The sequence below is a fragment of the Aeromonas sp. 95A genome (genome assembly GCF_051919235.1).
Lineage (GTDB): Bacteria > Pseudomonadota > Gammaproteobacteria > Enterobacterales > Aeromonadaceae > Aeromonas > Aeromonas veronii.
Window position 1 is genome coordinate 2262929 of sequence record NZ_JBQBFC010000001.1, and the last position, 25619, is coordinate 2288547.

Consider the following 25619-nt stretch of genomic DNA (forward strand, 5'->3'; position numbering starts at 1 on the left):
AATAATTTACAAGACAGACGAGGTTGAACTTGACGAAATCACTCACATTGTCCGATGTACTCGGATTAGGGTTTATGACCTTCGCCTTCTATCTGGGCGCCGGTAACATCATTTTCCCGCCGTTGGCCGGTTACATGGCTGGTGAGCACCTCTCCCTGGCGATGTTTGGCTTCCTGGTCACTGCCGTGGGCCTGCCTCTGGTGACCATTCTGGCCGTGGCGAAAGCCGGTAACGGCTGGGCTGGTATGACCAAGCTGCTGCCTGCCGGTGTCGCGACTGCGCTGGCCGTTGCCATCTACATCATCATTGGCCCGGCCTTTGCCGCGCCCCGTACCGGTCTGGTTGCCTATGAAATGGGCCTCAAGCCGTTTATCGGCGATATGGGGCAAGCGGGTCTGGCGGCCTATACCGTGATCTTCTTTGGTGTGGCCATTCTGGTCTCCATGAACCAGGGCAAGCTGATGGACGCCATCGGCAAATACCTGACTCCGGTACTGATGCTGCTGCTGCTGACTCTGGCGGTCGGGGTATTCGTAGCGCCGCAAGGCTCCATGCCTGATGCGTCCGGTGACTATCAGAACAGCCCCTTCGTCAAAGGGATCCTGGAAGGCTACAACACCATGGACACCCTGGCGTCCCTGATGTTTGGCGCCCTGATCGTCGATCTGCTGCGCCAGAAAGGCATCAACGATTACAAGAGCCAGTTCAAGTATCTGGCCATTGCCGGCCTCATCTCTGCCGTTGGTCTGAGCGTGGTGTACGTCTCCCTGTTCCAGCTGGGCAACACTGCAGCCGGCGTGGCGACCGATGTCAGCAACGGTGGCGCCATCGTCAACGCTTACGTACTGAGCCTGTTTGGTCAGCCGGGTCAGTTCATTCTGGCGGCCATCATCACTCTGGCTTGCTTCACCACTGCCGTGGGCCTGATCTCTGCCTGTTCCGATTTCTTCCACAATCTGACCGGCATGGCTTACAAGAAGCTGGTGGTGTTGCTGGGCGTTATCTGTGCCGTGGTAGCCAACGTGGGCCTGAGCCAGTTGATCAGCCTCTCCATTCCGGTGCTGGTTGCCATCTATCCGGTTGCCGTGGCGCTGGTGCTGGTCACCTTCCTGAAGGGTTACTTCGGCCGTCCCCGTCTGGTGTTCCGTGGCGTGTTGATGGTGGCCTTCCTGTTCGGTTGCCTGGATGGTCTGGGTGCTGCCGGTATGAAGATGGATGCGTTTGCCTTCCTGCCGCTGTTCGACAAGGGCCTCGCCTGGCTGATGCCGACCCTGCTGGCCTGCGTAGTTGGCGTGATGGTGCGTCCGACCGAGATGGCTGCCGAAGCAGCCTGATCACTCCCGATCTGATATTGCCAAGAGCCTGCCCCGTGCAGGCTCTTTTGTTTTCTGTGAGCCTCGCTTCTCGCCTCGCTTTACACTGCCGTAGTTGTCCCCGTGCTCAGATAGCATCTGAGCAGCCGTATCTTGCCGCTATAACCCGTTCCCCTCTTCTTGCCTCCCATACGCCACGTGTGACACCTGTTTATGGAGCGCCGAGTTGTTCGGCGATTAATTCTGCAGCAGTAAATTGTTTCAAGATATTAATTGGTGATTGAGATCGAACTCCTCTTCTTTATGCTAAAGGTGGTGCGCCTCATCCGGTCCGCGGGCCGTGTGGGGGCGAGAGGTATTGTTACCGGTTATCTGCCAGGCAGTGGGTGCAATCAATAACAAGCTGATAAGGCAGATGAGGTTGAGTTTGACGAAATCATTGAAGTTGTCCGACGTATTCGGATTGGGATTTATGACGTTTGCCTTCTATCTGGGGGCAGGCAATATCATTTTTCCGCCGCTGGCCGGTTTTATGGCCGGTGAGCATCTGTTGGCCGCCATGTGCGGCTTTTTGCTAACGGCAGTGGGCTTGCCGCTGATCACCCTGATTGCGGTGGCCAAGGGGAGTTCGGGGGGCGGCGCGAGTGGCTGGACCGGAATGACCCGCTATCTGCCCGCCGGGGCGGCGACGGCGCTGGCCATCGCCATCTATATCATCATGGGGCCCGCCTTTGCCATTCCCCGCACCGGTCTGGTCGCCTACGAGATGGGGCTCAAGCCCTGGCTCGGCGATGCCGGTCATGCGGGACTGCTGATCTACACCCTGAGTTTCTTTGCGCTGGTGATCCTGGTGGCGCTCGATCGGGGCAAACTGCTCGATGCGGTCGGCAAGTATCTGACCCCAGCCCTGATGGCGATGCTGCTTATTCTGGCGGTCGGGGTCTTTATGACGCCGCAGGGCACCATGCCAGATGCCAGCGGTGAGTACATAGATGCAGCCCTGACCAAAGGAATGCTGGAGGGGTACAACACCATGGATACCCTGGCCTCCCTGATGTTTGGCGCCCTGATCATCGGGTTGCTGCGCCAGAAGGGGATCGAGGATTATCGCAGCCAGTTCAAATATCTGACTATTGCAGGCTTGATCTCGGCGGTCGGGTTGTCGGCGGTGTATGTCTCGCTCTTTCAGCTGGGCAACAGCGCCGGTGGGGTGGCGAGCGATATCAGCAACGGCGGCGCCATCGTCAATGCTTACGTCCTGAGTCTGTTTGGTCAACTGGGTCAGTTTATTCTGGCTGCCATCATCACCCTGGCCTGTTTTACCAGTGCGGTCGGCCTGCTCTGTGCCGGTGCCGACTACTTCCATGGCCTGACAGGTTGGGCCTATCGCAACTGGGTCATGCTGCTGGGGGCGCTCTGTGCACTGGTGGCCAATGTGGGGCTGAGTGAGCTTATCAGTCTCTCGATTCCGGTGCTGGTGGCCATCTATCCGGTGGCCATCGCGCAGGTGCTGGTGACCTTCCTCAAGGGATGGTTTGCCCAGCCACGGCTGGCGTTTCGCAGCGTGCTGACGGTCGCCTTTCTGTTTGGTTGCCTCGATGGGCTGGGGGCTGCCGGGATGGTGATGGACGGCTTTGCCTTCCTGCCGCTGTTCGACAAGGGACTTGCCTAGCTGCTGCCGACACTGTTGGCCTGCATCGTTGGCATCTTGATGCGACCAAGCGGGAAGTTGGCTGCCGAAGCAGCTTGATTCAGGATCAACGAGATAGCAAAGAGGCCAGCATCTGCTGGCCTCTTCTGTTTCTGCCGGATCCGTTACCGGATCAGATTTGCGGGCCTGACGGCTTGGGTTTGCCATCCAGACCATACCAGTGGGTTTCTACCCGTCCGGCATGCCACTCGAAGGTGCCCCAGGGCTGCTTGGCTTCCCAGCGCGGGAAGTTGATGAGCACCCGGTTATCTTCGTACTTGTAGAGGGAGGTGCTGATCTGAATGTCCGACAGGATCAACAGCAGAGCCCAGCAGATGAAAATCCATTTCAATGCTTTCCACATAGGGTTACTCGAAGCAGATTTCGATAGTGGCGCGACCGAAATCAGATTCGAACGGCATCATGATCTTGGTGCCATCGGCACGGTGGGTAATGGTGTGGTTGGGACCGGAGACGATGATGGGGGTCGCCATGTCAAACTCGTAGCCCTTCTCGCCCAGCATCCGCTTGGCACCGCCGGTCACCATGTTGGTGATTTCGCCGACCATGTCGGTCACCTCTTCGTTGATGGAGGCGGGCGCTTCCCCCAGCATGCGGCGCATGATCTCCAGCGCCAGCCCCTTCTCGAAGCTGATTGAGAGGGAGCCACGGGTCTGCGGGCCGACCATGCCGATCAGGCCGGAGACGTCGCCGCGCGCCAGCTCATCCATCTTGCGTTTCGGTTTGCCCGGTTTGAGTTCCAGCTGTGCCATGGTCGAGAGCACATTGAGCAGGGATAGCAGGAACGGATTTACAAAATCAGCCTTCATGATGACTTCCTACAGTGGGCGTACAACGGGCACATTGGCCATGTGCCTCTATCGTCTTATTGGTAATAGTAAAACCATGCAAGTGGGCCTGCTCGGAAAACGCGCTATCGATCGCCGTATCGTGAAGCTCGACCACATCCCCGCACTCGTCGCAGATCAGCAACTGCATCGGGTGAGCGTGATCGAAGTGGCAGCAGAAGATAAACGCGTTGAGAGATTCCACCTTGTGAGCAAAGCCCTGTTCGAGCAAAAAATCGAGTGCCCGATAGACGGTTGGCGGCTTGGCATTGGCTTCGGTTTGTTGCAGCTGAGCCAACAAATCATAGGCGCTGATGGCGTTGCCGTGTGCCGCCAGCAGGCGAAATACCTGACGTCGGGTCGGGGTGAAGCGGATCCCTCGCTGTATACAGAGTCGCTCGGCTCGTTGTAAAAGTTGGTCTTGATTCATGATCGCGCAGATACCCTTTCTATTAGCCGGATACTATCACAGGGCCTCGCATGGCGCGGCGACAAAATTCATTTTCTGGGGCTGCTTCACGTTGTGATAAAATCCGCCCCTTTCTTTAGCCAACCCGGATGATTTTTATGCAGGCGCAGCGTTTTTCCATCGCCCCCATGCTGGACTGGACTGATCGGCATTGCCGTTACTTTCATCGACTGATGAGCCGCCAGACCTTGCTCTATACCGAAATGGTGACCACCGGCGCCATCATCCACGGCAAGGGGGATTATCTGGGTTACAGCGAGCAGGAGCACCCCATCTCCCTGCAGCTGGGTGGCAGCAATCCCGCCGATTTGGCGCGCTGTGCCAAGCTGGCCGAGGAGCGCGGCTATGACGAGGTGAACATCAACGTCGGCTGCCCCTCCGATCGGGTGCAAAACGGCCGCTTTGGTGCCTGCCTGATGGGGGAACCGACGCTGGTGGCGGACTGCGTCAAGGCGATGCGCGATGTGGTCGATATTCCGGTGACGGTGAAGACCCGTATTGGTATCGACGATCAGGACTCTTACGAGTTTTTGCAGGCCTTTATCGAACAGGTGCGCGATGCCGGTTGCGACACCTTTATCGTCCATGCCCGCAAGGCGTGGCTGAGTGGCCTGAGCCCCAAGGAGAACCGCGAGATCCCGCCCCTCGATTATCCCCGCGTCTATCGGGTCAAGCAGGATTACCCGGATCTCACCATCGCCCTCAACGGCGGCGTCACCTCCATGGAGCAGACTCTGGAGCACCTGCAACACGTCGATGGCGTCATGATGGGGCGCGAAGCCTATCAGAACCCCTACATTCTGGCGCAGGTGGACAATCTGGTGTTTGGTCAGAACAACGCCGTGCCGAGCCGCCACGAGGTGGTGCGGATGATGCTGCCCTATATCGAGCAGGAGCTGGCCAAGGGCAACTACCTCTCCCACATGACTCGCCACATGCTGGGGCTGTTCCAGAACATGCAGGGGGCTCGCGCCTGGCGCCGTCACCTGAGTGAGAACGCCTGCAAGCCGGGCGCCGGTATTCAGGTGGTGCTGGATGCCATGGCCAAGGTGCCGGAGTTTGCCAGCAGCGAGACGGCCGAATAAGCCAGTTGTGCCAAGGCAAGAGCAACAAAAAGCGCGTCAGTTGACGCGCTTTTTTGAGCGCTGTCGCTTCAATATCTGAACTGGTTGATCAGCCGCGAGAGGTCCTGCAGCCGCTCTACCAGCAGGGTGATGCCATCGAGGGCCTGCCTGCTGTTGTCGGCGGTGTGGCTGGCAAGTTGGTGGATCTGGTGCACCCCTTCATCGAGCGTCGCCGTGACGTCGGCCTGCTGACTCACCGCCTGGGCGATCTCGTCGCTGGTGCGGGTTACCTGCCCCAGCATCCGGTTGATCTGGGTGAGCACATCGGCGGTGGTGCCTGCGTGCTGCTGGCAGCGCACCGAAGTCTGTGCCCCTTGTGTCATCCCGTCCGACAGCTGTTGTGTAGTCTGTTGCAGCGCCTGGATCATCTCGTGGATCTCGCTGGTCGAGGCACGGGTCTTCTGAGCCAGCGCCCTCACTTCATCCGCCACCACGGCAAAACCGCGCCCCTGTTCGCCAGCACGGGCTGCCTCGATGGCTGCATTGAGTGCGAGCAGGTTGGTCTGGTCGGCGATTTGACTGATCACCTCCAGAATACCGCTGATCTTCTGGCTGTCGCTGGTGAGCTGGGCCAGCACGGCGTGGTTGGCATCCAGCTCCTGATGGAGTTGGTTGACGGCGGAGCGGGTGGTCGCCAATGCTTGCAGCCCCTCATCGGAGACCTGCTGTACCTCTATGACCAGATTGCTTGCCTCATGGGCACTGTGGGCCACATCCCGAATTGAGTGGCTCAGCTCGGTGATGGCGGTCGCCAGCTGCTCGCTGTGGGCGCGCTGCTGCTGCAGATGAGTATCAATGGTCTGGATATTGCCCCGGTCATCTTCGGCTGCCTGCAGGATCTGCTGGTTGGTGTCGGCGCTGCGCCCGACCACGGCCTTGAGCTCGGCCTGCTTCATCCGCAGGGCCAGTTCGACGGCCGCCAGGGTGTCGCGCCGTCGGGTGTAGAGCACCTGACAGAGGCGGGTTCCCTTGTCTTGATCGGCAAGGGTGAGCAGATGAGCCAGCCGTTGTTGCAATCGCCAGCCGTGAATTGCCTGTGCCAACAGCAACAAGGCGGTGGGCAGCAGCCATAACAGGTTGCCGGTGGCAAAGGTAGCAAGGGTGGTGAGCAAGGCTGAAACAGAGAGCCAGAGGGTCAGCTGACCCGGTTCAAAGTGAAAGCGGCTCAGCCAGGGGAGCGCCTTGCCGCTGCGCAGCAGGCCATAGAGCTGCTCGGCCCAGGCCACATCGCTGGCGGCGGGTTTGGTGCGCACCGACTGGAACTCGACGATCTCCTTCTGCGCATTGAGGATCGGGGTGACGTAAGCGTTTACCCAATAGAACTGACCGCTTTTGGCGCGGTTCTTGACCAGCCCCATCCAGCTTTTGCCCTGTCGCAGCCGCTGCCACATGTCGGCGAAGGCCGCTTTGGGCATGTCGGGGTGTCGCACCAGATTGTGGGGTACTCCTTCCATTTCGGCTGCACCATACCCGGCCACATCACAGAAGTGCTGGTTGGCATAGGTAATATGACTGGCGGGATCCGTGGTCGAGATGAGTGCGATGTTGTCGGGGAAGTGTATCTCCCCCTCCTGATGGAGTTTGGTCATGTGTCGTTCCTGAAAAAGCCAAATAACTGATAAATATATTTTTTATTGTCGTTCTCAGTTAATCATTCTAAGGCTCTTCAGTGACCCGAACTTGGCTTGGGTCAATTAATCAACACAATGAATTGATGAAGTGAGGGTCAGCTGGCCGGTGTGAAATCGTGAACTTCCCCCTTTCTTGGGGCGAGGCGAGGATCATCATCTTTGTACTCATGTACAAGCTGCATGGTTTTGCAGAAGCTGGCTTGTTTGTCGTACTCCTGACGAGCCAACTCGATGGCCCGCTCGGCCCGGCGCCGTTCCATCTTGTCAGACTTGCGATCGCTGAACTGTTGCTGCTGGTGCAGCATCCAGCCGACAAACTCTTGCTGGCATTGGGATTCGCTGTTGGCCTGCGCAGGCAGGGTCCACAACAACGAGAGCAGTATCAAATAACGCATGTCTGACTGGGTATTGAAGATTAATTGAACAGAAGGGGCGGCATTTTAGGCTGGAAATCGGGGTGTGAACAGTATCAATAGCGAGGCCCTGCGGGGCCTCGCATCGTTGTGGCTGGTGTCAGTGTTTGATCAGGTACAGCTGGCGGCTGTAGGCCACATCTTCCGGGTTGTTGATGGGGTAGCCCTTGAGCCATGGCTTGATGAGGCGGGCATTGGTGTACTGGTAGATGGGGGCGATGGGGGCTTGATCCAGCAGGATCGCCTCTGCCTCGCCAAACAGCTTGCTGCGGCTGGCGGCATCCTGAGTGCTGGCCGCCTCTGCCAGCAGTTGGTCATAACGGGCATTGGCAAAGCCAGCCATATTGCCGCTGTGACGAGAGCCCCACAGGCCGAGGAACGCTGACGGGTCGTTGTAATCGGCGACCCAGGAGGAGCGAATCACCTCGAACTGACCGCTCTGGCGGCTGTCGAGATAGGTTTTCCACTCCTGGTTGGTCAGCTCGACCTCGGCGCCCAGCTTCTGCTTCCACATGCTGGCGATAGCCAGCGCCATCTTCTTGTGAATTTCCGCGGTGTTGTAGAGCAGGGTCAGCTTGAGCGGCTTGTCCGGGCCGTAACCGGCTTCCTTGAGCAGGGCCTTGGCCTTGCTGTCCAGCGCCGGCTGGCTGCTGGTGGAGAGCAAGTTGGCGGCCGGGGTAAAGCTGGCGGTCACATCCGGAGTGAAGTGATAAGCCGGTTTCTCGCCGGTACCGAGCACCTTGTCGGCGATCAGGGTGCGGTCGATGGTGTAGGAGAGCGCCTTGCGTACCCGCACATCGTTCAGTGGTGCCTGACGGGTATTGAAGGCGTAGTAGTAGGTGCCGAGCTGGTCCGGGGTGTAGACCTCATTCGGGATCTGCTGCTTCAGCTTGTCGTACTGCTCCTTGGGGAAGGATTCGGTGATATGCAGATCGCCCGCCAGATAGCGGTTGGTGGCCGCGCTCTCCTGATTGATCGGCATGAAGATCACCTTGGTCAATACGGTATGGGCCCGATCCCAGTAATGAGGGTTGGGGGTCAGCTCCAGCTTCTCGTTGACTACCCGGTTATTCAGCACAAAGGCACCGTTGCCCACCAGTTTGCCGGGTTGGGTCCACAGGTTGCCGTACTGCTCGATGCTGGCTTGATGGAGCGGCGACAGGCTGGGGTGGCTCAGCAGGTTCAGGAAGTAGGGCACCGGCTGGGAGAGGGTCACCTGCAGGGTGTGGTCATCGAGGGCCTTGACCCCCAGCTCGCTGGCTGGCAATTTGCCTGCGACTATCTCGTCCACCTTGTCGAAACGGGCCAGTTGGGCAAACCAGGCGAAGGTGGCCGCCTCTTTCGGGTCGACCAGCTTGCGCCAGCCGTAGACGAAGTCGCCAGCCTTGACCGGATCGCCGTTGGACCAGCGCGCATCCGGGCGCAGATGGAAGGTAAAGAACTGGTTGCCCTTGTTCTCCCAGCTGGCCGCCACCCCGGCAACCGGTTTGCCATCCGGCCCCTGGGTCAGCAGCCCCTCGAACAGATCCCGCAGTACCTGCAACTCCGGCAGGCCGACCAGCTTGAGCGGGCTCAGGCTCGCAGGTTCATCCTTGAGGTGGCGAACGACAATCTGCTCGGCGGCGAGTTGTGTTCCGGCGGGAATATCGGCAGCCTGGACAGCAGCACAGCCCAGCAGGGCCAGCAAGGGGCTCCATCCTTTCATGGGTCGGATCCTTCAAATAGTGTGAAGCGGGGAGAAAACTCGGCGAGAAAATATCGCCGACAGATGGGAAATCATGATATCCCGTTTGCTGGTCTGACCGCCAGCATTCGACTCTCACTCCCAATCGGGGTAGAAGAGCGTTCCCGGCGTCTGTGCAGTTCAATGTGGTGAGGAGTGTCAAACGATGAAAGCATGGTTAGTGCTGGCCTGTGTGTTGAGCCAGGGTGCCTGGGCGTTGGCCCCGTGCCAGAGCGACACGGCGGTGGGCAACTGGTGCGAGATCGGCATCGATGCCTTGCACCCGACTCAGGGGGGCGTCGGCCAGATCCAGGTCGATGAGACCCAGGCCACATTGGCGGGCATGAGCGCAAAGCAGCTAGACAAGTTGATGAAAAAGAAAGAGATCCCCGTGGTGATTGCGCCGGATGGCAGCTACTGGCTGGTGGACAGGCACCATCTCACCAAGGCGTTGTGGCAGCAGGGCGTCAAGGATGCCCGGGTCAAGGTGATTGGCCGCCTGCAGGACAAGGCCAACTTCTGGAGCCAGATGCAGAACAACCATTGGGCTTGGCTCAAGGATGAGAAGGGGCAACCACTGACCCCGGAGCAGTTGCCGACCAGCATCGACAAGCTGCCTGATTACCCCTATCGCACCCTCGCCGGACTGCTGCAGAATGCGGGCTACTTTCGCAAGGACAAACAGGTCTATTTCGTCGAGTTTGCCTGGGCCAGCTGGCTCGGCAAGCAGATGCAATGGATGCCGGTGGACAGCGCCAATCTGGCGGCCCGCCTGCAACAGGCCAAACGGCTCGCCTGCGGCAGCGATGCCAAGGATCTACCCGGTTATCCCGGCAAGCAGTGCAGCCTCAACCAGTCCAAAAGCGCGCAGTGAGTGGATGTGCGATGACGGCATCCAGAGCATGCCGGAGATAAAAGAGGGCGACCCCGGGGTCGCCCTTATGCTGTCAGCTACTGGTTAGCGGTGGTCACTCATGGCGCTCCGCCCAGCGGACAGCCGCCTGCTCAAGCAGGGCGACGTCACCTTGCTGGATCAGCGGTAGCAGATCGTTGACCTGTTGATCCGGCCAATCCCACCAGGCGAGGGCCTGTAGCCGGGCAATCTCCTCCTCGCCAAAGCGCATTCGCACCACCCTGGCCGGGGTGCCCGCCACCATGGCATAGGGCGGCACATCCTGATTGACCAGCGAACGGGCTGCGATGATGGCGCCGTTGCCGATGGTGACGCCGGGCATGATCATCGCCTCCATGCCGATCCAGACATCGTTGCCGATGCGGGTATCGCCAGCGGGGCGGTAGCTGCGCTGGAGCACCGCCAGATCGGCGAACGGATAGGTGTTGATGAAGGACGTGTTGTGGGTGTGGTTGCCCCCCATGATGATCTTTACCCCGGCGGCAATCTGCACATAGTCGCCGATATGGAGACTGTCGATATGCCAGAGCGGCTCCCAGCCGGTTTCCGGGCTGCGGCTGAAGGGATCGCCATGGAGGTAGCGCACCGCCACCTCTTCGAAGGGGCCATCCCAGGCACCCGAGTAGTAGCTGTGCTGCCCTTTGAGGCAGATATTGGGGTTGGTCACCGTCAGGTGCAGGTATTCGACCTGCGACCAGTGTTGGCAGGTGCTCATATTGGTACTCCTTTGCTGAATGGATCGGATGGGTTGCGTTCGCTTGAGCGCAGCTAATAGATCCAGACCAGCATGCGGGGCACGCAGAGCAGGGAGCAGCCCAGCATCTGCGGGAGGCGAGGTCGCATTGTGGTGTGCTCCAAAGAAGGGGGGAAGGGCACGATCATAAGGTCGGGCGCCGGGTTTGCCAAGGTTACGCAGAGATCCTGCACTAACCCTCTGGTTGATATTTATTCTCAATTAGCCATGATAACACTCCCACCATGACGGACTCGGGAGAGCGAGATGACACCGCAAAGTTGGCAACGATACATGCTGGAGGCGGAGCGTGCCTGGCAGGCCGGTTCGCTGGGGGCGGCGATCTGCTTTTATCAGCAGGCGCTGGGGGATGTTTACGAGATGACCCAGGTCGAGTTGACCGAACTGGCCACCATGCGGGTCGCCACCTGTCACCGGCTGGCCGACTTCTGGCGGGCGATGGATGAGCCGACTTACGAGCTGCGCTACCTGAAGCTTGCCTCCGAGCTGGTGACGGCGCTGGTGCCGCAGTGCCCCAACCGGGAGTGCGAGGCTCTGATCAGCGAGTTGGGTTGCTGTCGCGGCGCCCTGCTCGCCTTTCTCAAGCGTCACCCCAATCCGGAAATTGCCCGGCTGATCCAGTTGCAGGACAAGGTACAGGGTTGCGAGCTGATCGGCCGTTTTCGCCTCAACTGAACGGATTGGGGCGAGGCTCAGCCCCGCCGTTTGAGTTTCTGGGCGATGCGCTGCTGCGCCTCTTCCCCTTGCAGTGCCTGGGCGAAGGCGCGCGCCTCCAGATCGATGACAAAGTGCACCGCCTGTTTAAGCTCCTGTTTCAGCAGCGCCTTGCTCTTTTGGAGCGCTCTGGGCGGTTTGGCCGCCAGCTTCAGCCCCTGCTCGCGGGCAAGGGAGAGCACTCCATCGGCCGCCACCACCTTGTTGGCCAGCCCGAGACGTAGCGCCTCCTCGGCATCCATCGCCTCGGCCAGCAGCAACAGCTCGGCTGCCTTGAGGTGACCTACCAAGCGCGGCAGCAGCAGGCTGGAGGCGAACTCCGGCACCAGCCCCAGCTCGACAAAGGGAAGCTGCAAGCGGGCGTTATCCGCCAGATAGACCAGATCGCAGTGCAGCAAAATGGTGGTGCCAATCCCCACTGCCGGGCCTGCAACGGCACCGATCACGGGTTTGGGGAAATCGGCCAGGGTGTGGAGGAACTGCAGTATGGGGTCGTCGGGCTCCAGCGAGCTCTTGCCCATAAAGTCAGCCAGATCATTGCCCGCGGTAAAGCAATCCTGCTGCCCCTGCAACAACAGGACATGCACCTCCTCATCGGCTGCCGCTTCTCGCAGCGCCGCCACCAGTTGCTTATAGAGCTCGGTATTGAGGGCGTTGCGCTTGTCGGGGCGGTTGAGGGTCAGGGTGAGCAAGCCATCCTGCTGCTCGGCAATGAGAATGGGGGCCATGTCTAAATCCTTGTTATTGAAAGGTGCAAAAAAGGTTGCTGCTGGGGTAACCTTGGCGCCGTTTAACAACATCATAAAAGGATTTCAACCATGTTTAAACGTGCGTTTTATTCTCTGCTGGTTCTGGGGATGACTGCGCCTGCACTGGCCAAGGTCGAGGCTGTCGACGGCTATGTGCGCCTGTTGCCGCCGGGTTCCCCCAACACCGCCGCCTTTATGGTGCTTAAGAATGATGCCGACCAGCCGGTCAAGCTGGTGGCGGCGGCTTCTGCTGCGGCCGGGCGTGCCGAGCTGCACACCCACCTGCACGAAAATGGTGTGATGAAGATGCGTCAGGTCGAGAATATCGAGATCCCGGCCAAGGGCGAGGCGGTGCTGAAACCGGGCAGCCTGCACATCATGTTGTTCGAGGTGGGCACGCTCTCCGAGCAGACTCCTTTCCCGCTCACCCTCACCATGGATGATGGTCAGAAGCTGGATCTGTCACTGCCGGTGAAGCCGATTGAGCCGATGGCAGAGATGAAGCATATGAAGCACTGACATTTGTCGTCGTTTGTTCAGGATTGACGCTGGGTATTTTGGCTGCACCGAGTAAAATAGTGCTCTTTTCCATGTATGCAAGAGGAAGTGACGTAATGAAAAAGACGCTGATTGCCGGTTTTGTGCTGGCTCTGTGCAGCCAGAGTGCCATGGCCGCTGACGACTGGCGTTTTGCCGCCGGTGCCGACGTATGGGCCGCCAAGGGCAGTGGTCAGGCTTATGGCACCAGTGCTGATGGCAGCTATGACGACAGCTACAACTGGAACGGCTATCTGCAACTTGAACACGGCATCATCTTCCTGCCGAACGCCAAGTTTGAAGTCTCCGATTTCAGCACCTCCGGCGGTAACTTCAAGAACGATCTGACCGCCTACGATCTGAGCCTCTACTACCGTCTGTTCAACAACGATCTGTTCAAGATCGATCTGGGTATGACCGGTCGTCACTACGATGGCGAGCAGGTCTACTTCGGTCGCAAGGGTTATGACGAAGATACCCTGATGGCCTATGCCGGCAGCGAAGTGAAGATCCCGGGCACCGGCATCGCCTTCTTCGGCGATCTGCGCACTCACGATGCGGACAACTATGACTACCGTCTGGGTGGTTCCTACAAGTTCTCCTCCATGCCGATCAAGCTGCGTGCCGGCTGGCGTGAAGCCAAGGTCGACTTCGCCAATATCGACCAGTCTGTCGATGGCTGGTTCATGGGCGGCGAATTCACTTTCTAATCTGACGTTGTCTGACAACGGGGGGTGAAATTCTTCGCCAACATCTATCAGAGCATTCTGTCGATGGCTGGTTCATGGGCGATGAATTCACTTTCTAATCTGACCGTCGACTGACGGCGAGGAGCAATCATGGGCCACATCATAGTGACAGGCGCCGGTTCTGGTCTCGGCCGGGCGCTGACCATAGGTCTGGTTGAGCGGGGCCATCAGGTCTCCATGATGGGGCGCCGTTATCAGCGACTGCAGGAGCAGGAGCTACTGCTCGGCAGCGCGGTGATCGGCATCGCCGCCGATCTGGCGCACCATGAAGAGGTCGATGTCGCCTTCGCCGCTGCGGTGGAGTGGGGTGGCCTGCCCGACATGGTGATCCACTGCGCCGGGGTGGGCGAGTTTGGCCCGGTCGGTGTCTACACCGCCGAGCAGATCCGCCGGGTGGTGGAGAGCAATCTCATCTCCACCATTCTGGTGGCCCAGCAGACGGTGCGGCTTATCGGTGAGAAAGGCGGAGTACTGGCCAATGTGCTCTCCTCCGCCGCGCAGGTGGGCAAGGCCAACGAGAGCCTCTACTGCGCCTCCAAATGGGGGATGCGCGGCTTTCTCGAATCCTTGCGCGCGGAGCTGAAAGGCTCGCCACTGCGGCTGGTCAATCTCTATCCGAGCGGGATCCGCAGCGAATTCTGGGACAACTCGGATCACGTGGACCCGAGTGGCTTCATGACCCCGGAAGATGCGGCAGCCTATATGCTCGACGCGCTGGAAGCCAGAAGCAGCTGCCACGTGACCGACCTCTTTATCGGTCGCAATCCCTGAGGCGAAGCCCGCCATCCGGTTGCCGTCGTCAGAACATACAGAAACAAAAAGCGCGCCAAACGGCGCGCTTTTTTATATCGGGAAGAGGGCGGAATTAACGGCTCAGCTTGGCCTTGAGCATGGCGATGATGTCGCTGATGGCCACTTCCTGCTTCTCGCCGGTGCGGCGGCACTTGTACTCCACCACTCCGTTGTCCAGACCGCGATCGCCGATGACGATGGCGTGCGGGATGCCCAGCAGCTCCATGTCGGCGAACATCACGCCCGGGCGCTCTTTACGGTCGTCGAACAGCACGTCCACACCAGCGGCTTTCAGCTCGGCGTAGAACTGTTGTGCCTGCTCGGCCACACGCTCGGATTTGTGCATGTTCATCGGCACGATGGCCACTTCGAACGGGGCGATGGCATCCGGCCAGATGATGCCGTACTGGTCGTTGTTCTGCTCGATGGCGGCAGCCACCAGACGGGAAACCCCGATACCGTAGCAACCCATCTCCATGGTGACGGATTTGCCAGCTTCGTTCAGCACGCTCGCCTTCATCGCTTCGGAGTACTTGGTACCCAGCTGGAAGATGTGGCCCACTTCGATACCGCGCTTGAGCAGCAGCTTGCCCTGGCCGCACGGGCTCGGGTCGCCTTCCACCACGTTGCGCAGGTCGGCAACTTCGTAAGAAGCGATGTCGCGATCCCAGTTGGCACCGGTCAGGTGGAAGCCGGTTTCGTTGGCGCCGCAGACGAAGTCCGCCAGATGGGCAGCGCTGCGATCGACGATGATGCGACCGGCAAAGCCGACCGGGCCGATGGAGCCTGCGTCGCAACCGGCGGCAGCTTTGATCTGCTCGTCGTTGGCGAAGGTCAGCGGGTTAGCCACGCCAGCCAGTTTCTCTGCCTTGATTTCGTTCAGCTCGTGGTCGCCACGCAGAACCAGCGCAATAACGGCCTGCTTGCCGTGCTCATCTTCCTCTGCCAGTACCAGCAGGGTTTTGGCGATGGCGGTTGGAGCCACGTTCAGGAAAGCGGCCACTTCGTCGATGGTGTGGACGTTCGGGGTGGCAACCTTGGTCAGGGCTGCTGTGGCGGCAGCGCGCTCACCAGCCGGTGCCAGCGCTTCGGCCATCTCGATGTTGGCGGCGTAATCGGAGCTGTCGGAGAAGGCGATCAAGTCTTCACCGCTCTCGGCCAGTACCTGGAATTCGTGGGAACCGGTACCACCGATGGAGCCGGTATCAGCCTGCACCGGACGGAAGTTCAGACCCATGCGGGTGAACGCCTTGCAGTAGGCGGCGTGCATCTTCTCGTAGGTATCGACCAGAGACTCTTTGTCGATGTGGAAGGAGTAGGCATCCTTCATCAGGAATTCGCGGCCGCGCATCACGCCGAAACGGGGGCGTACTTCGTCGCGGAACTTGGTCTGGATCTGGTAGAGGTTGAGCGGCAGCTGCTTGTAGCTGTTCACTTCGTAACGCACCAGCGCAGTGATCACCTCTTCGTGGGTCGGGCCCAGCACGAAGGGACGGTTGTGACGGTCGGTCAGACGGCACAGCTCGGGACCGTAGTCATCCCAGCGGCCGGACTCCTGCCACAGCTCGGCGGGTTGTACCACCGGCATGGAGACTTCGACGGCACCAGCATTGTTCATCTCTTCGCGAACAATGTTCTCGATTTTCTTCAGTACCCGCAGACCGGTTGGCAACCAGGCATACATGCCGGAGGCCAGTTTACGGATCATCCCGGCGCGCAGCATCAGCTGGTGGCTGACAACTTCAGCGTCGGAGGGGGTTTCCTTGAGAGTGGAAAGCAGATATTGGCTGGTACGCATCGCGGTAGACCTTAGCTAGAACGGGCGCGGGGCCCAGGATAATTTCAAGGGCGGAATTTTAACAGGCTGGGCGTTATGGCCCAAGGGCTAAATTTGCCGCAACCCGAAAGGTGGCAACGCCCGGCAGATAGCCTGGGACAATGACCATTGTAACAAGCAGGCTTTTTATGCCTGCAATTTGGCCGGTTCTCCGCTAAACTCTGCCACCTTTTCTCGATGGGCATGGCTTTTCCGCGTCCATCACCCCCATTTTTAGTACTTTTGGAGCCGCTCATGCCGTTAGTGGGACATCAACACCAGATCGAGATCCTGGAACTGACCGACAAAGGAGATGGCAAAGGACGCCTGTTCGATCGCCCCCTGTTTGTCGAAGGTCTGCTGCCCGGTGAGCAGGCGCTGGTGGAGCTGACCGAGGTCAAGCCGAACTATCTGCACGGCAAGGTTGCCGAGCTGCTCCAGCCCTCTGCCGATCGGGTTGCCGATTTCTGCCCCAACACCGAGTGTGGTGGCTGTCAGGTACGTCCGCTGGCCTATCCGGCCCAGCTCAAGCTCAAGCAGGCACTGGTGCAGAGCGCACTGGAGCAGGCCGGGCTGGGTGACACTCCGGTCAAGGATATCCTTGGCATGGAAAGCCCGTTCGCCTATCGCAACAAGGCGCAATATGCGGTGCGTGGCTGTGACGCCGGTGCCGAGATCGGTTTTTATCGCAAGCACTCTCATGATCTCATCACCGCCGATGACTGTGCGGTGCAGGATCCGCTGCACGTGGAGCTGAACGCCCGGGTGCGCAACTGGATGCGCGAGCACGACATCGCCGCCTATGACGAAGTGAACCACAGCGGCTGCGTGCGCAACCTGATGACCCGTAAGGGCTTCAAGAGCGGCGAGCTGATGGTGGTGCTGGTGACCCTGGGCGAGGAGCTGCCGTTCGAAGCCGAACTGTTGGCAGCTCTGAGCGATCTGCCGGTTACTACTCTGGTGCAGAACATCAACAACGAGCGCACCAACCGCATTCTGGGCGCGACCAACCGGGTGCTGCTCGGCGAAGGGGTGATCCGCGACAAGATCCACGAACTCGAGTTCGAGATCTCGCCGCTCTCCTTTTTCCAGAACAACCCGACCCAGACCGATGTGCTCTACTCCAGCGCCCTCGAGTATGCCGAGCTGACCGGCAACGAGACGGTGTTCGACATCTATTGCGGTATCGGCACCATCTCCCTGTTCCTGGCTGGCAAGGCCGCCAAGGTCGTCGGGATCGAGTCGGTGGAGAGCGCCATCAGCGATGCCCGTCGCAACGCCGCCCTCAACGGTATCGAGCACACCGAATTCCACGTTGGCAAGGCCGAGCAGCTGATGCCCGAGCTACACGCCCAGGGCGTGACCGCTGACGTGGTGGTGATGGATCCGCCCCGCAAAGGCTGTGACAAGGCCGTATTGCAGACCCTGGTCGCCATGGCGCCCCGCCGTCTGGTCTATGTCTCCTGCAACCCGCAGACCCTGGCCCGCGACCTCGCCTGGCTGGTCAGGCAGGGCTTCGTGCTGGACGAAGTGCAGCCGGTCGATATGTTCCCGCACTCCATGCATGTGGAAGCGGTTGCCCGCCTGAGCCTACCTGCCAAGACATAAGTCTCCCCCGACTCTTGCCCATAAAAAAACGACGCCAACTGGCGTCGTTTTTTTATGGGCAATACCCCAGAGGTTAGATGAGTCGCAACAAGTGTCTTATCGCACAGTCACCAATAACTGCATGTCTATTTTGGCAACCTTACCGCACCGCATATTAATAGTATCAGGCACCCTGAGGCGCCTTGTTATCAGATGGCGACGGGCGCCTTGATGCCGGGATGAGGATCATAACCCTCGATCTCGAAATCCTCGAACTTGTAATCGAAGATGGAGTCAGGTTTGCGCTTGATCACCAGGGTCGGCAGCGGGCGCGGCTCGCGGGAGAGCTGCAGCGCAGTCTGCTCCATGTGGTTGGAGTAGAGGTGCACATCACCGCCAGTCCAGACGAAGTCACCCACTTCCAGATCGCACTGCTGGGCCATCATGTGGGTCAGCAGGGCGTAGCTGGCGATGTTGAACGGCAGGCCGAGGAAGACATCACAGCTGCGCTGGTAGAGCTGGCAGGAGAGCTTGCCGTCCGCCACATAGAACTGGAAGAAGGCATGGCAGGGAGCCAGTGCCATCTTGTCCAGCTCGCCCACGTTCCAGGCGGATACGATGATGCGGCGCGAATCAGGGTTGTGCTTGATGTCATCCACCGCCTTCTGAATCTGGTCGATGACAGAGCCGTCGGCCGCAGGCCAGGAGCGCCACTGCGCGCCGTAAACCGGCCCCAGATCGCCATTCTCGTCGGCCCACTCATCCCAGATGCTGACGCCATTTTCCTTCAGATAAGCGGTATTGGTATCCCCATTGAGGAACCAGAGCAGCTCGTGAATGATGGAGCGCAGGTGGCACTTCTTGGTGGTCACCAGCGGGAACCCCTCCGCCAGATTGAAGCGCATCTGATGGCCGAACAGGGAGACAGTACCGGTGCCGGTACGGTCAGACTTGACGGTCCCCTCATCGAGGATTTTCTGCATCAGGTCGAGATAAGCTCGCATTATTTCGCCTCCTTCACGGCATTACCGAACAACTGCGGACGCTTGTAGGCGGCCCAGATCATCAGGGCACCGGCGATAATCATCGGGGTGGAGAGGATCTGGCCCATGCTGATCTCCTGGAAGTAGAGACCGAGCTGGCTGTCCGGCTGGCGCACAAACTCCACCAGGAAGCGGAACAGGCCGTAGAACAGCAGGAACATGCCGGAGATGGCGCCGCGCGGCGGACTCTTGCGCCAGAACAGGTTGAGGATGATGAACAGCACCACCCCTTCCAGGGCGAACTGGTAGAGCTGGGAGGGATGACGCGGCTCGGGGCCGGCCTCCGGGAAGATGATGGCCCAGGGCACATCGGTGACCCGGCCCCACAGCTCGCCGTTGAGGAAGTTGCCGATCCGGCCGACGCCGAGACCAAACGGAATGAGCGGTGCCACAAAGTCGGCCACGGTGAAGAAGTGGCGCTTGGTCTTGTGGGCAAACCAGATCATCGCGGTGATTACCCCGATCAGACCACCGTGGAACGACATGCCGCCGGTCCAGATCTTGAACAGGTAGGTGGGATCCGCGAGGAAGAGATCGAAGTTGTAGAACAGCACGTAACCGACACGGCCACCGAGGATCACCCCGAGGAAACCGTAAAACAGCAGATCCGATACCTCGTTGCGGGTCCAGCCGCTGTTCGGTGCATCGGCGCGACGGCCAGCAAGCCACATGGCAAAAGCGAAACCGAACAGGTACATGAGACCATACCAGCGTACCGATAGTGGTCCCAAACTGAATGCTACGGGATCAATCTGCGAGAAAACCCAATATCCATCGTGCTGCATATGCGGCCCCAGTCAAAATAAAAGCCGCATTTTCCGATCATTCGTCAGCAGGGACAAGGCATGATTATCAATCACTCTGTTTCGATTTATGACCGGCTCGAAGCAAACCGCCCAAACCATGCTCCTCCAGATAGCGGGCAAACAGGCCGCGCAGTACGTGGGGGTTGTCATGTTTGAGGCCATCGGCCATCAGTTCGGTCAACTCGCTCAGGGTGGATTGACGCAGCACGTACTTGATCCGGGCGATATTGTGGGTGTTCATACTGAAGCGGCGATAGCCCATGGCAAGCAGCAACAGTACACCAACCGGATCACCGGCCAGCTCGCCACACACCGACACCGGCTTCTGGTAGCGGTGGGAGGCGTCAACCAGCTGTTGCAGGGCGCGGATCACCGCTGGATGGAAGGCATCGTAGATGTTAGCAACCCGGGAGTTGTTGCGATCCACTGCCAGCAGGTACTGGGTCAGGTCATTACTGCCCACCGACCAGAAATCGATGAGCGGCGCCATCTCCGGCAAGATAAAGAGGGCTGAGGGCACCTCGATCATCACCCCGAGGCTGGGGTAGCGGATCACCGCATCGCGGCTCGCCGCCTCTTCCGACACCTCTCGCCACGCCTGATCCAGCAGACGACGGGAGGCTTTGATTTCGCTGACGCTGCTGATCATCGGCAGCATGATGGCCAGATTGTCCAGCCCTTCACTGGCCCGCAGCATCGCCTTGAGCTGCACCAGAAACAGTTCGGGGTGATCCAGCGTAATCCGGATCCCCCGCCAGCCAAGGAAGGGATTTTCCTCGACGATGGGGAAATAGGGTAGCGGCTTGTCGCCGCCCACATCCAGCGTCCGCATGCAGACCGGCCGGTTGCGGTAGGTCTCCAGAATGCCGCGATAGCGGGCAGTCTGCTCCCACTCGGAGGGGAAGCTCTCCTGCAGCATAAAGGGGATCTCGGTGCGATAGAGGCCCACCCCGTCCGCCAGCTGATTGAGGGAGATCTCGGTATCGGCGCTGAGACCGGCGTTGAGCAGCAGGGAGACCTTGGTGCCGTCGGCCGTCTCGGATGGCAGGTTATCGACGCTGCGCACCAAGGTATCGAGCGCCCGCTCTTCGCTCAGCAGCTGACGATACTCGGTCAGGATCACCTGATTGGGCTCGATGAAGAGATCGCCGCTGTAGCCATCGACCACCAGCATGCGACCGCCGATGTCGCCGAGGGGCAGATCGACCCCCATGATGGCGGCGACCCCCATGGCGCGGGCCAGAATGGCCGCGTGGGAGTTGGTCCCCCCCTTGAGCGATACCACCCCGGTCAGATACTCGCGGGGCACTTCTGCCAGAATGGTGGCGGTCACCTCATCGGCCACCAGCACCACCGGCTCACCGATGGAGATATGTTCCGGTTCATTCTGCACCAGTCGGCTGATCAGCCGCTGGGCAATATCCTTCACGTCGGTGGAGCGCTCCTGCAGGTAGGGATCCTTCATCCCCTTGAACTGCTCGATCAGGCGATCGCTGATAAGCTTGACTGCAGAGACTGCAGTCCAGTGCTCCTTGCTCACCTTGTTGCGGATCGGCTTGATATAACCGGGATCGTTCAGTAGATGGAGGTAGATATCGAAGATCGCCACCGAATCCTGGCTGTAGCTCTCGCGAAAACGCAGCGCCAGACTCTCCAAGTCGTGACGCACTTCCTCAACCGCCAGCTCCAGCCGCGCCAGCTGGCTGGCATGGTCTTCATCCTTGCGCGGGGTAATGGACGCGAGCGCCTTGCGGGGCCGCCACACCCAGGCCTTGGCCATGGCAATGCCGCTGGCACCGGCAATACCGCGCAGCGGCTTGCTCCAGTCGGTCTTCTGCAACCACCCCTTGGCCTGCGCCTGGGCAATCCGCGCCGCCAGCTGGGCCGCCAGGGTGACCATGAAGGACTCTTCCCCCTCATCGAAGCGGCGGCTCTCCTTCTGCTGCACCACCAGAATGCCGACCACCTGACGCTGATGCATGATGGGAGCGCCGAGGAAGGAGCGGAACGCCTCTTCGGCAACATCGGGCAGGAATTTGAAACTGGGGTGCGCGGGTGCATCGGCCAGGTTGATCAGCTCTTCCCGCTGACCCACCAGACCAACGATGCCCTGCTCGTAGGGCAGGGTCACCTTGCCAACCGCGGACGGGGCCAAGCCGTCGGTAGCCGCCAGGCGATAGCGGCGCACCTCGGGTTCCGAGACATAGACGGAGCAGCAGTCCACTGCCATGGCGTGCCGGGTCTGGCTCACCAATGCTTGCAAGGCCTGCTCGAGGGTATTGGCCTCGGCCATGCTCTCGACGATACGTCTCAGTTCCGTTAACAACTAATCTGTGCTCCTTAACGGGCGCGGTTGCGCCGCCCATCCTTCTTGTTGACCTGCACTGCCGGCACCGGCATCGCCAGCGGGGCAAACTCTTTCATGACCCGGCGGTAAACCTCCCGCTTGAACGAAACGACCTGACGCACGGGGTACCAGAAGCTGACCCAACGCCAGTCGTCAAATTCGGGATGGCCATGACAGCCGAACTGGATCCGCGACTCCTTGCCCGAATTCAGCTGTAACAGGAACCATTTTTGTTTTTGGCCAATACAGACCGGTGAACTGTCCCAGCGGACAAGACGTTTGGGTAAACGGTACTTTAGCCAGTTACGACTGGTGGCCATGATGGTCACATCTTCGGGCTTGAGGCCAATCTCCTCATAAAGCTCTCGATACATGGCCTGCTCTGGCGTTTCACCATCATCAACTCCCCCCTGCGGAAACTGCCAGGAGTGCTGCCCATAGCGTTTAGCCCACAACACTTGTCCTTCACGGTTACAGATCACGATACCGACATTGGGACGAAATCCGTCGCCATCAATCACGTGATCACCTTATAAAGGCTGAATCTATAAGGAGATTGTTCCACATTCACTCCGTGGCAGCAAACAAGGAGTGAATCCCCTGTTTCATGAATAACTTTCGATTTCAAACATACTTATAAACAAATCCAAGGATCCGCGCCCCCAAGTTGCCCACCCAGGCTGTGCATAAAGCTGTTAGCAAACGGGTATATACAGTACTTTTTAACTGTACGCGAAAAGTGCCTCTCCGTATTACCACGCGACATAAAATATAAAAAACCATTATTTTTTATAAGCTTGAGGCAAAACAACTGGATCTAGATCCATGTCCCCCCAAGAGCCAGATCCATGATCCGGATTGTGAACAAGTTCAACTGCTCAAAGATCCACCACGGCGAAATTATCCACAGGAGTGGCACAATATCTACCCCGTTTACCCTGTAAAAATGGGGTGGCATTCACATTTTTTTGTAACATATCAGCGACTCCACCCACTTTCATCCACTTATCCAAGATTTCTGTGGATAACTGTGTGTAACATCATGCACAAACCCTTGGACAACTATTTAGAGGTCAAACCAGACCTGGCTTACTTCTCGATAAAACAGACAAAATCCTTTAAAATCATAATGATGAACTGACAGCACCCAAATTCTCTGCATTTGATCTTACCCACTCAGGATCGGTTATAAAAACAGCGATCCTTCTCGGGATCCTCCCCTGTTAGAATATGGCGAGCAAGATGGAGCCAACTATGCCAAGCAATCCCCAATCCGAGCAGGAGTTATTGAGCCGTGCCTATGCCATGGCTGGCTTCACGCTGGCGCAGCTGGCTGCCGAGGCTGGTGTCGCAGTGCCCAAAGACCTGCGCCGTGACAAGGGGTGGGTCGGTCAGTTGATCGAGCTGCAACTGGGGGCCAGCGCCGGGAGCAAGCCGGAGCAGGACTTCCCGGAACTGGGGATCGAACTCAAGACGATCCCCGTGGATCCTCAAGGCAAACCGCTGGAGACCACCTTCGTCTGCGTTGCCCCGCTGATCGGCGTCAGCGGCCAGCGCTGGGAGGAGTCCAACGTGCGCAACAAGCTATCCCGGGTGCTCTGGATCCCGGTGGAAGGCAGCCGCGAGATCCCGGTTGGCGAGCGGCGAGTCGGCATGCCGCTGATGTGGAGCCCGAATGAAGAGGAAGATCGACTACTGCGTCAGGACTGGGAGGAGCTGATGGACATGATAGTGCTGGGAGAAGTGGAGCAGATCAGCGCCCGCCACGGCCAGGTGATGCAACTGCGGCCCAAGGCGGCCAACAACAAGGTGCTGACTCGCGCCATCGGCCGCGATGGTCAACCCATCATGACCCTGCCCCGCGGCTTCTATCTCAAGATCGACTTTACCCACAGTTTGCTGCAACGCTATTTTGCCTTGCCGACTTGATCTGCCTTATCAACATCTTTGTCATATGGTGGTATAAAAATAGACAGGAGCCATTTTTAACTCACAGACAAGGAGGCGTCATGCCACTGATCAAACAGTTTTTGAAGTCCAAGCCCGAGGTCAAGGTGACCTTTGCCGTAGAGAAAGAGGCGGCTGCAGGGGCGGAACAGGTGATGCTGATCGGCGAGTTCACCCAGTGGCAACCGGTCGAGCTGAAACGCATGAAGAGCGGCGAGTTCAAAGCCACCCTCAATCTGCCGACCGACGGCCCGGGGTACTTTGAATATTGCTACCAGCTCATCACTCCGGCAGGGGAAACCCTCTACGAGAATGACTGGGCAGCGGATGACTATGTGCCAGGCCCTTTCGGGCGCGACAACTCGGTGGTACGGGTCATCCAGTAACGGCAACCAGAGAGCCAATAGACGGATACAAAAAAGGCTCGCCATTGGCGAGCCTTTTCACTACCTGTCGAGCTATTTGCCGACATACCGACACCAATTCGAATCGAATTAGTTGAGCTTCTCTTTGATACGAGCAGCTTTGCCGGACAGGTTGCGCAGGTAGTACAGTTTGGCGCGGCGAACATCACCACGACGCTTCAGTTCTACACTGTGGATCAGCGGAGAGTGAGTCTGGAATACACGCTCAACACCTTCGCCGTTGGAGATCTTGCGAACGGTGAAAGCAGAGTGCAGACCGCGGTTACGCTTGGCAATAACGATGCCTTCGAAAGCCTGCAGACGCTCTTTACCACCTTCTTTAACACGAACTTGAACACGTACAGTGTCGCCCTGGGCAAAAGCCGGGATGTCGGTACGCAGTTGCTCTTGTTCAAGCTGCTGAATAATCTTGCTCATTGTCTTTCCTTACCTAGGATAAACTGAAAACTCTACTTAACGCTGTCACGCACTTCGCGGACATACTCGGCAAGAAGTGATTCTTGCTCGTCAGTCAGAGCTAGGTTGTTAATAAGTTCCGGCCTTCTTTGCCAGGTTCGTCCGAGCGACTGCTTGAGACGCCAGCGTCGAATCACTTCGTGATTGCCGCTTGTAAGCGCCTCGGGCACCGCCAATCCATCCAACACCTCTGGCCGAGTATAGTGGGGATGATCCAGCAAGCCATCCGTAAAGGAGTCCTGCTCGGCACTGGCCTGATCACCCAAGACTCCTGGAACCAGACGCGAAACCGCATCGATCAGGGTCATGGCAGGCAACTCGCCACCACTTAACACGTAATCCCCGATAGACCACTCTTCGTCGACTTCGGTTTGTATCACGCGTTCATCGATACCTTCGTATCGACCGGCTACCAGAATCAGTTTCTGATTCGTCGCCAACTCGGTTACGCCCGCTTGAGTCAGCTTGCGTCCCTGAGGAGAGAGATAGATGACTTTCGCCCCGTCTCCTGCCGCTTGCTTGGCTGCATGAATCGCGTCACGCAGCGGCTGAACCATCATTAACATGCCGGGCCCACCACCATAAGGACGATCATCGACCGTACGGTGTTTGTCGTGAGTAAACTCCCGGGGGTTCCAGCACTCAATCTGCAGCAGGCCACTCTTGACGGCCCGACCCGTTACCCCGTGCTCGGTAATGGCTCGGAACATTTCAGGGAAGAGGCTAATGACCCCAATCCACATAAGAAACCTCCGGCACCCGTGTTAGCGCGG

At 58.8% G+C, this 25619-nt stretch carries 25 protein-coding genes and 1 pseudogene; 11 read left to right on the forward strand and 15 right to left on the reverse strand.

Annotated features, from left to right (window positions below; all coding sequences use genetic code 11):
* Window positions 1–29 precede the first annotated feature (29 nt).
* On the forward strand, window positions 30–1334 hold the full coding sequence (brnQ, locus tag ACTG2U_RS10115) for a branched-chain amino acid transport system II carrier protein (RefSeq protein ID WP_041236099.1): 1305 nt from the start codon (window positions 30–32) through the stop codon (window positions 1332–1334).
* Between the two features lie 451 nt (window positions 1335–1785).
* A pseudogene (gene brnQ / locus ACTG2U_RS10120) lies at window positions 1786–3063 on the forward strand (branched-chain amino acid transport system II carrier protein).
* 73 nt (window positions 3064–3136) lie between these two features.
* Here the strand turns inward: brnQ (ACTG2U_RS10120) and ACTG2U_RS10125 are convergent.
* Genes ACTG2U_RS10125 through zur form a run of 3 tightly spaced genes read right to left on the reverse strand, consistent with a single transcriptional unit; the run spans window position 3137 to window position 4281 of the window.
* Window positions 3137–3367 carry a hypothetical protein gene (locus tag ACTG2U_RS10125; RefSeq protein ID WP_042052444.1) on the reverse strand — a complete coding sequence of 77 codons (231 nt, stop codon included), beginning with the start codon at window positions 3365–3367 and terminating at the stop codon, window positions 3137–3139.
* Window positions 3368–3371: 4 nt separating this feature from the next.
* Window positions 3372–3833, reverse strand: a complete 462-nt coding sequence (locus ACTG2U_RS10130; RefSeq protein WP_005343179.1) for a chemotaxis protein CheX — start codon at window positions 3831–3833, stop codon at window positions 3372–3374.
* Window positions 3823–4281, reverse strand: coding sequence for a zinc uptake transcriptional repressor Zur (gene zur, locus ACTG2U_RS10135; protein WP_005335805.1), 459 nt, complete (start codon window positions 4279–4281; stop codon window positions 3823–3825). The genes ACTG2U_RS10130 and zur overlap by 11 nt, the downstream gene beginning before the upstream one ends.
* A gap of 137 nt (window positions 4282–4418) precedes the next feature.
* Here zur and dusA point away from each other — a divergent pair, with 137 nt between their 5' ends.
* Window positions 4419–5405: a tRNA dihydrouridine(20/20a) synthase DusA gene (gene dusA / locus ACTG2U_RS10140; protein WP_439974435.1), complete on the forward strand. Its 987-nt coding sequence runs from the start codon at window positions 4419–4421 to the stop codon at window positions 5403–5405.
* Between the two features lie 68 nt (window positions 5406–5473).
* Here the strand turns inward: dusA and ACTG2U_RS10145 are convergent, their stop codons facing one another.
* The 3 genes from ACTG2U_RS10145 to ACTG2U_RS10155 form a co-directional block, all read right to left on the reverse strand.
* Window positions 5474–7033 carry a methyl-accepting chemotaxis protein gene (locus tag ACTG2U_RS10145; RefSeq protein WP_421346872.1) on the reverse strand — a complete coding sequence of 520 codons (1560 nt, stop codon included), beginning with the start codon at window positions 7031–7033 and terminating at the stop codon, window positions 5474–5476.
* Window positions 7034–7170: 137 nt separating this feature from the next.
* Entirely contained in the window at window positions 7171–7470 is a 300-nt protein-coding gene (locus tag ACTG2U_RS10150) for a hypothetical protein (protein WP_013723462.1), read from the reverse strand.
* 118 nt (window positions 7471–7588) lie between these two features.
* On the reverse strand, window positions 7589–9193 hold the full coding sequence (locus tag ACTG2U_RS10155; protein WP_429011793.1) for a peptide ABC transporter substrate-binding protein: 1605 nt from the start codon (window positions 9191–9193) through the stop codon (window positions 7589–7591).
* Window positions 9194–9377: 184 nt separating this feature from the next.
* On the opposite strand from ACTG2U_RS10155, the gene ACTG2U_RS10160 reads away from it, so the two are divergent.
* Window positions 9378–10085: a ParB-like protein gene (locus ACTG2U_RS10160; RefSeq protein WP_139461962.1), complete on the forward strand. Its 708-nt coding sequence runs from the start codon at window positions 9378–9380 to the stop codon at window positions 10083–10085.
* Between the two features lie 94 nt (window positions 10086–10179).
* Here the strand turns inward: ACTG2U_RS10160 and ACTG2U_RS10165 are convergent, their stop codons facing one another.
* The gene (locus ACTG2U_RS10165) at window positions 10180–10839 is read right to left on the reverse strand and encodes a CatB-related O-acetyltransferase (RefSeq protein WP_335812290.1); all 660 of its coding nucleotides are present in this window, start codon (window positions 10837–10839) and stop codon (window positions 10180–10182) included.
* 285 nt (window positions 10840–11124) lie between these two features.
* Between ACTG2U_RS10165 and ACTG2U_RS10170 the strand changes: the two genes are divergently transcribed.
* The gene (locus tag ACTG2U_RS10170; RefSeq protein WP_005335785.1) at window positions 11125–11553 is read left to right on the forward strand and encodes a DUF2753 family protein; all 429 of its coding nucleotides are present in this window, start codon (window positions 11125–11127) and stop codon (window positions 11551–11553) included.
* 17 nt (window positions 11554–11570) lie between these two features.
* Here the strand turns inward: ACTG2U_RS10170 and ACTG2U_RS10175 are convergent, their stop codons facing one another.
* The gene (locus ACTG2U_RS10175) at window positions 11571–12320 is read right to left on the reverse strand and encodes an enoyl-CoA hydratase-related protein (RefSeq protein ID WP_439974436.1); all 750 of its coding nucleotides are present in this window, start codon (window positions 12318–12320) and stop codon (window positions 11571–11573) included.
* A 90-nt stretch (window positions 12321–12410) separates the two neighbouring features.
* On the opposite strand from ACTG2U_RS10175, the gene ACTG2U_RS10180 reads away from it, so the two are divergent.
* The 3 genes from ACTG2U_RS10180 (at window position 12411) to ACTG2U_RS10190 (ending at window position 14398) form a co-directional block, all read left to right on the forward strand.
* A complete protein-coding gene (locus ACTG2U_RS10180; RefSeq protein WP_005335782.1) occupies window positions 12411–12860 on the forward strand; it encodes a copper chaperone PCu(A)C in 450 nt (149 codons plus the stop codon).
* A gap of 95 nt (window positions 12861–12955) precedes the next feature.
* Complete coding sequence (locus tag ACTG2U_RS10185) at window positions 12956–13588, forward strand: TIGR04219 family outer membrane beta-barrel protein (protein ID WP_005354809.1); 633 nt, start codon at window positions 12956–12958, stop codon at window positions 13586–13588.
* 129 nt (window positions 13589–13717) lie between these two features.
* The gene (locus tag ACTG2U_RS10190) at window positions 13718–14398 is read left to right on the forward strand and encodes an SDR family oxidoreductase (RefSeq protein WP_100645096.1); all 681 of its coding nucleotides are present in this window, start codon (window positions 13718–13720) and stop codon (window positions 14396–14398) included.
* A 94-nt stretch (window positions 14399–14492) separates the two neighbouring features.
* On the opposite strand, the gene ACTG2U_RS10195 is transcribed toward ACTG2U_RS10190, so the two are convergent.
* Window positions 14493–16217 (reverse strand): proline--tRNA ligase, encoded by a 1725-nt coding sequence (locus ACTG2U_RS10195; RefSeq protein WP_335812289.1) that lies wholly within the window; start codon window positions 16215–16217, stop codon window positions 14493–14495.
* Between the two features lie 273 nt (window positions 16218–16490).
* Here ACTG2U_RS10195 and rlmD point away from each other — a divergent pair, with 273 nt between their 5' ends.
* The gene (rlmD, locus tag ACTG2U_RS10200; protein ID WP_429011792.1) at window positions 16491–17843 is read left to right on the forward strand and encodes a 23S rRNA (uracil(1939)-C(5))-methyltransferase RlmD; all 1353 of its coding nucleotides are present in this window, start codon (window positions 16491–16493) and stop codon (window positions 17841–17843) included.
* A 188-nt stretch (window positions 17844–18031) separates the two neighbouring features.
* Here the strand turns inward: rlmD and thyA are convergent, their stop codons facing one another.
* The 4 genes from thyA to rppH all read right to left on the reverse strand — a co-directional run bounded on the left by thyA (window position 18032) and on the right by rppH (window position 22539).
* The gene (gene thyA, locus ACTG2U_RS10205) at window positions 18032–18826 is read right to left on the reverse strand and encodes a thymidylate synthase (RefSeq protein WP_019445582.1); all 795 of its coding nucleotides are present in this window, start codon (window positions 18824–18826) and stop codon (window positions 18032–18034) included.
* A complete protein-coding gene (gene lgt / locus ACTG2U_RS10210) occupies window positions 18826–19650 on the reverse strand; it encodes a prolipoprotein diacylglyceryl transferase (RefSeq protein ID WP_058057980.1) in 825 nt (274 codons plus the stop codon). Before lgt ends, thyA begins: the two co-directional genes overlap by 1 nt.
* A 67-nt stretch (window positions 19651–19717) precedes the next feature.
* Window positions 19718–21997, reverse strand: coding sequence for a phosphoenolpyruvate--protein phosphotransferase (ptsP, locus tag ACTG2U_RS10215; protein WP_136502298.1), 2280 nt, complete (start codon window positions 21995–21997; stop codon window positions 19718–19720).
* Between the two features lie 14 nt (window positions 21998–22011).
* A complete protein-coding gene (gene rppH, locus ACTG2U_RS10220; RefSeq protein WP_005340421.1) occupies window positions 22012–22539 on the reverse strand; it encodes an RNA pyrophosphohydrolase in 528 nt (175 codons plus the stop codon).
* A 733-nt stretch (window positions 22540–23272) separates the two neighbouring features.
* On the opposite strand from rppH, the gene mutH reads away from it, so the two are divergent.
* Window positions 23273–23947, forward strand: a complete 675-nt coding sequence (gene mutH, locus ACTG2U_RS10225; protein WP_429011790.1) for a DNA mismatch repair endonuclease MutH — start codon at window positions 23273–23275, stop codon at window positions 23945–23947.
* Window positions 23948–24027: 80 nt separating this feature from the next.
* A complete protein-coding gene (locus ACTG2U_RS10230) occupies window positions 24028–24351 on the forward strand; it encodes an isoamylase early set domain-containing protein (RefSeq protein ID WP_005348910.1) in 324 nt (107 codons plus the stop codon).
* A 108-nt stretch (window positions 24352–24459) separates the two neighbouring features.
* Here ACTG2U_RS10230 and rplS read toward each other — a convergent pair whose 3' ends face one another.
* Window positions 24460–24807, reverse strand: coding sequence for a 50S ribosomal protein L19 (gene rplS, locus ACTG2U_RS10235; protein ID WP_005313505.1), 348 nt, complete (start codon window positions 24805–24807; stop codon window positions 24460–24462).
* 32 nt (window positions 24808–24839) lie between these two features.
* Entirely contained in the window at window positions 24840–25589 is a 750-nt protein-coding gene (trmD, locus tag ACTG2U_RS10240) for a tRNA (guanosine(37)-N1)-methyltransferase TrmD (protein ID WP_005340400.1), read from the reverse strand.
* Window positions 25590–25619 lie beyond the last annotated feature (30 nt).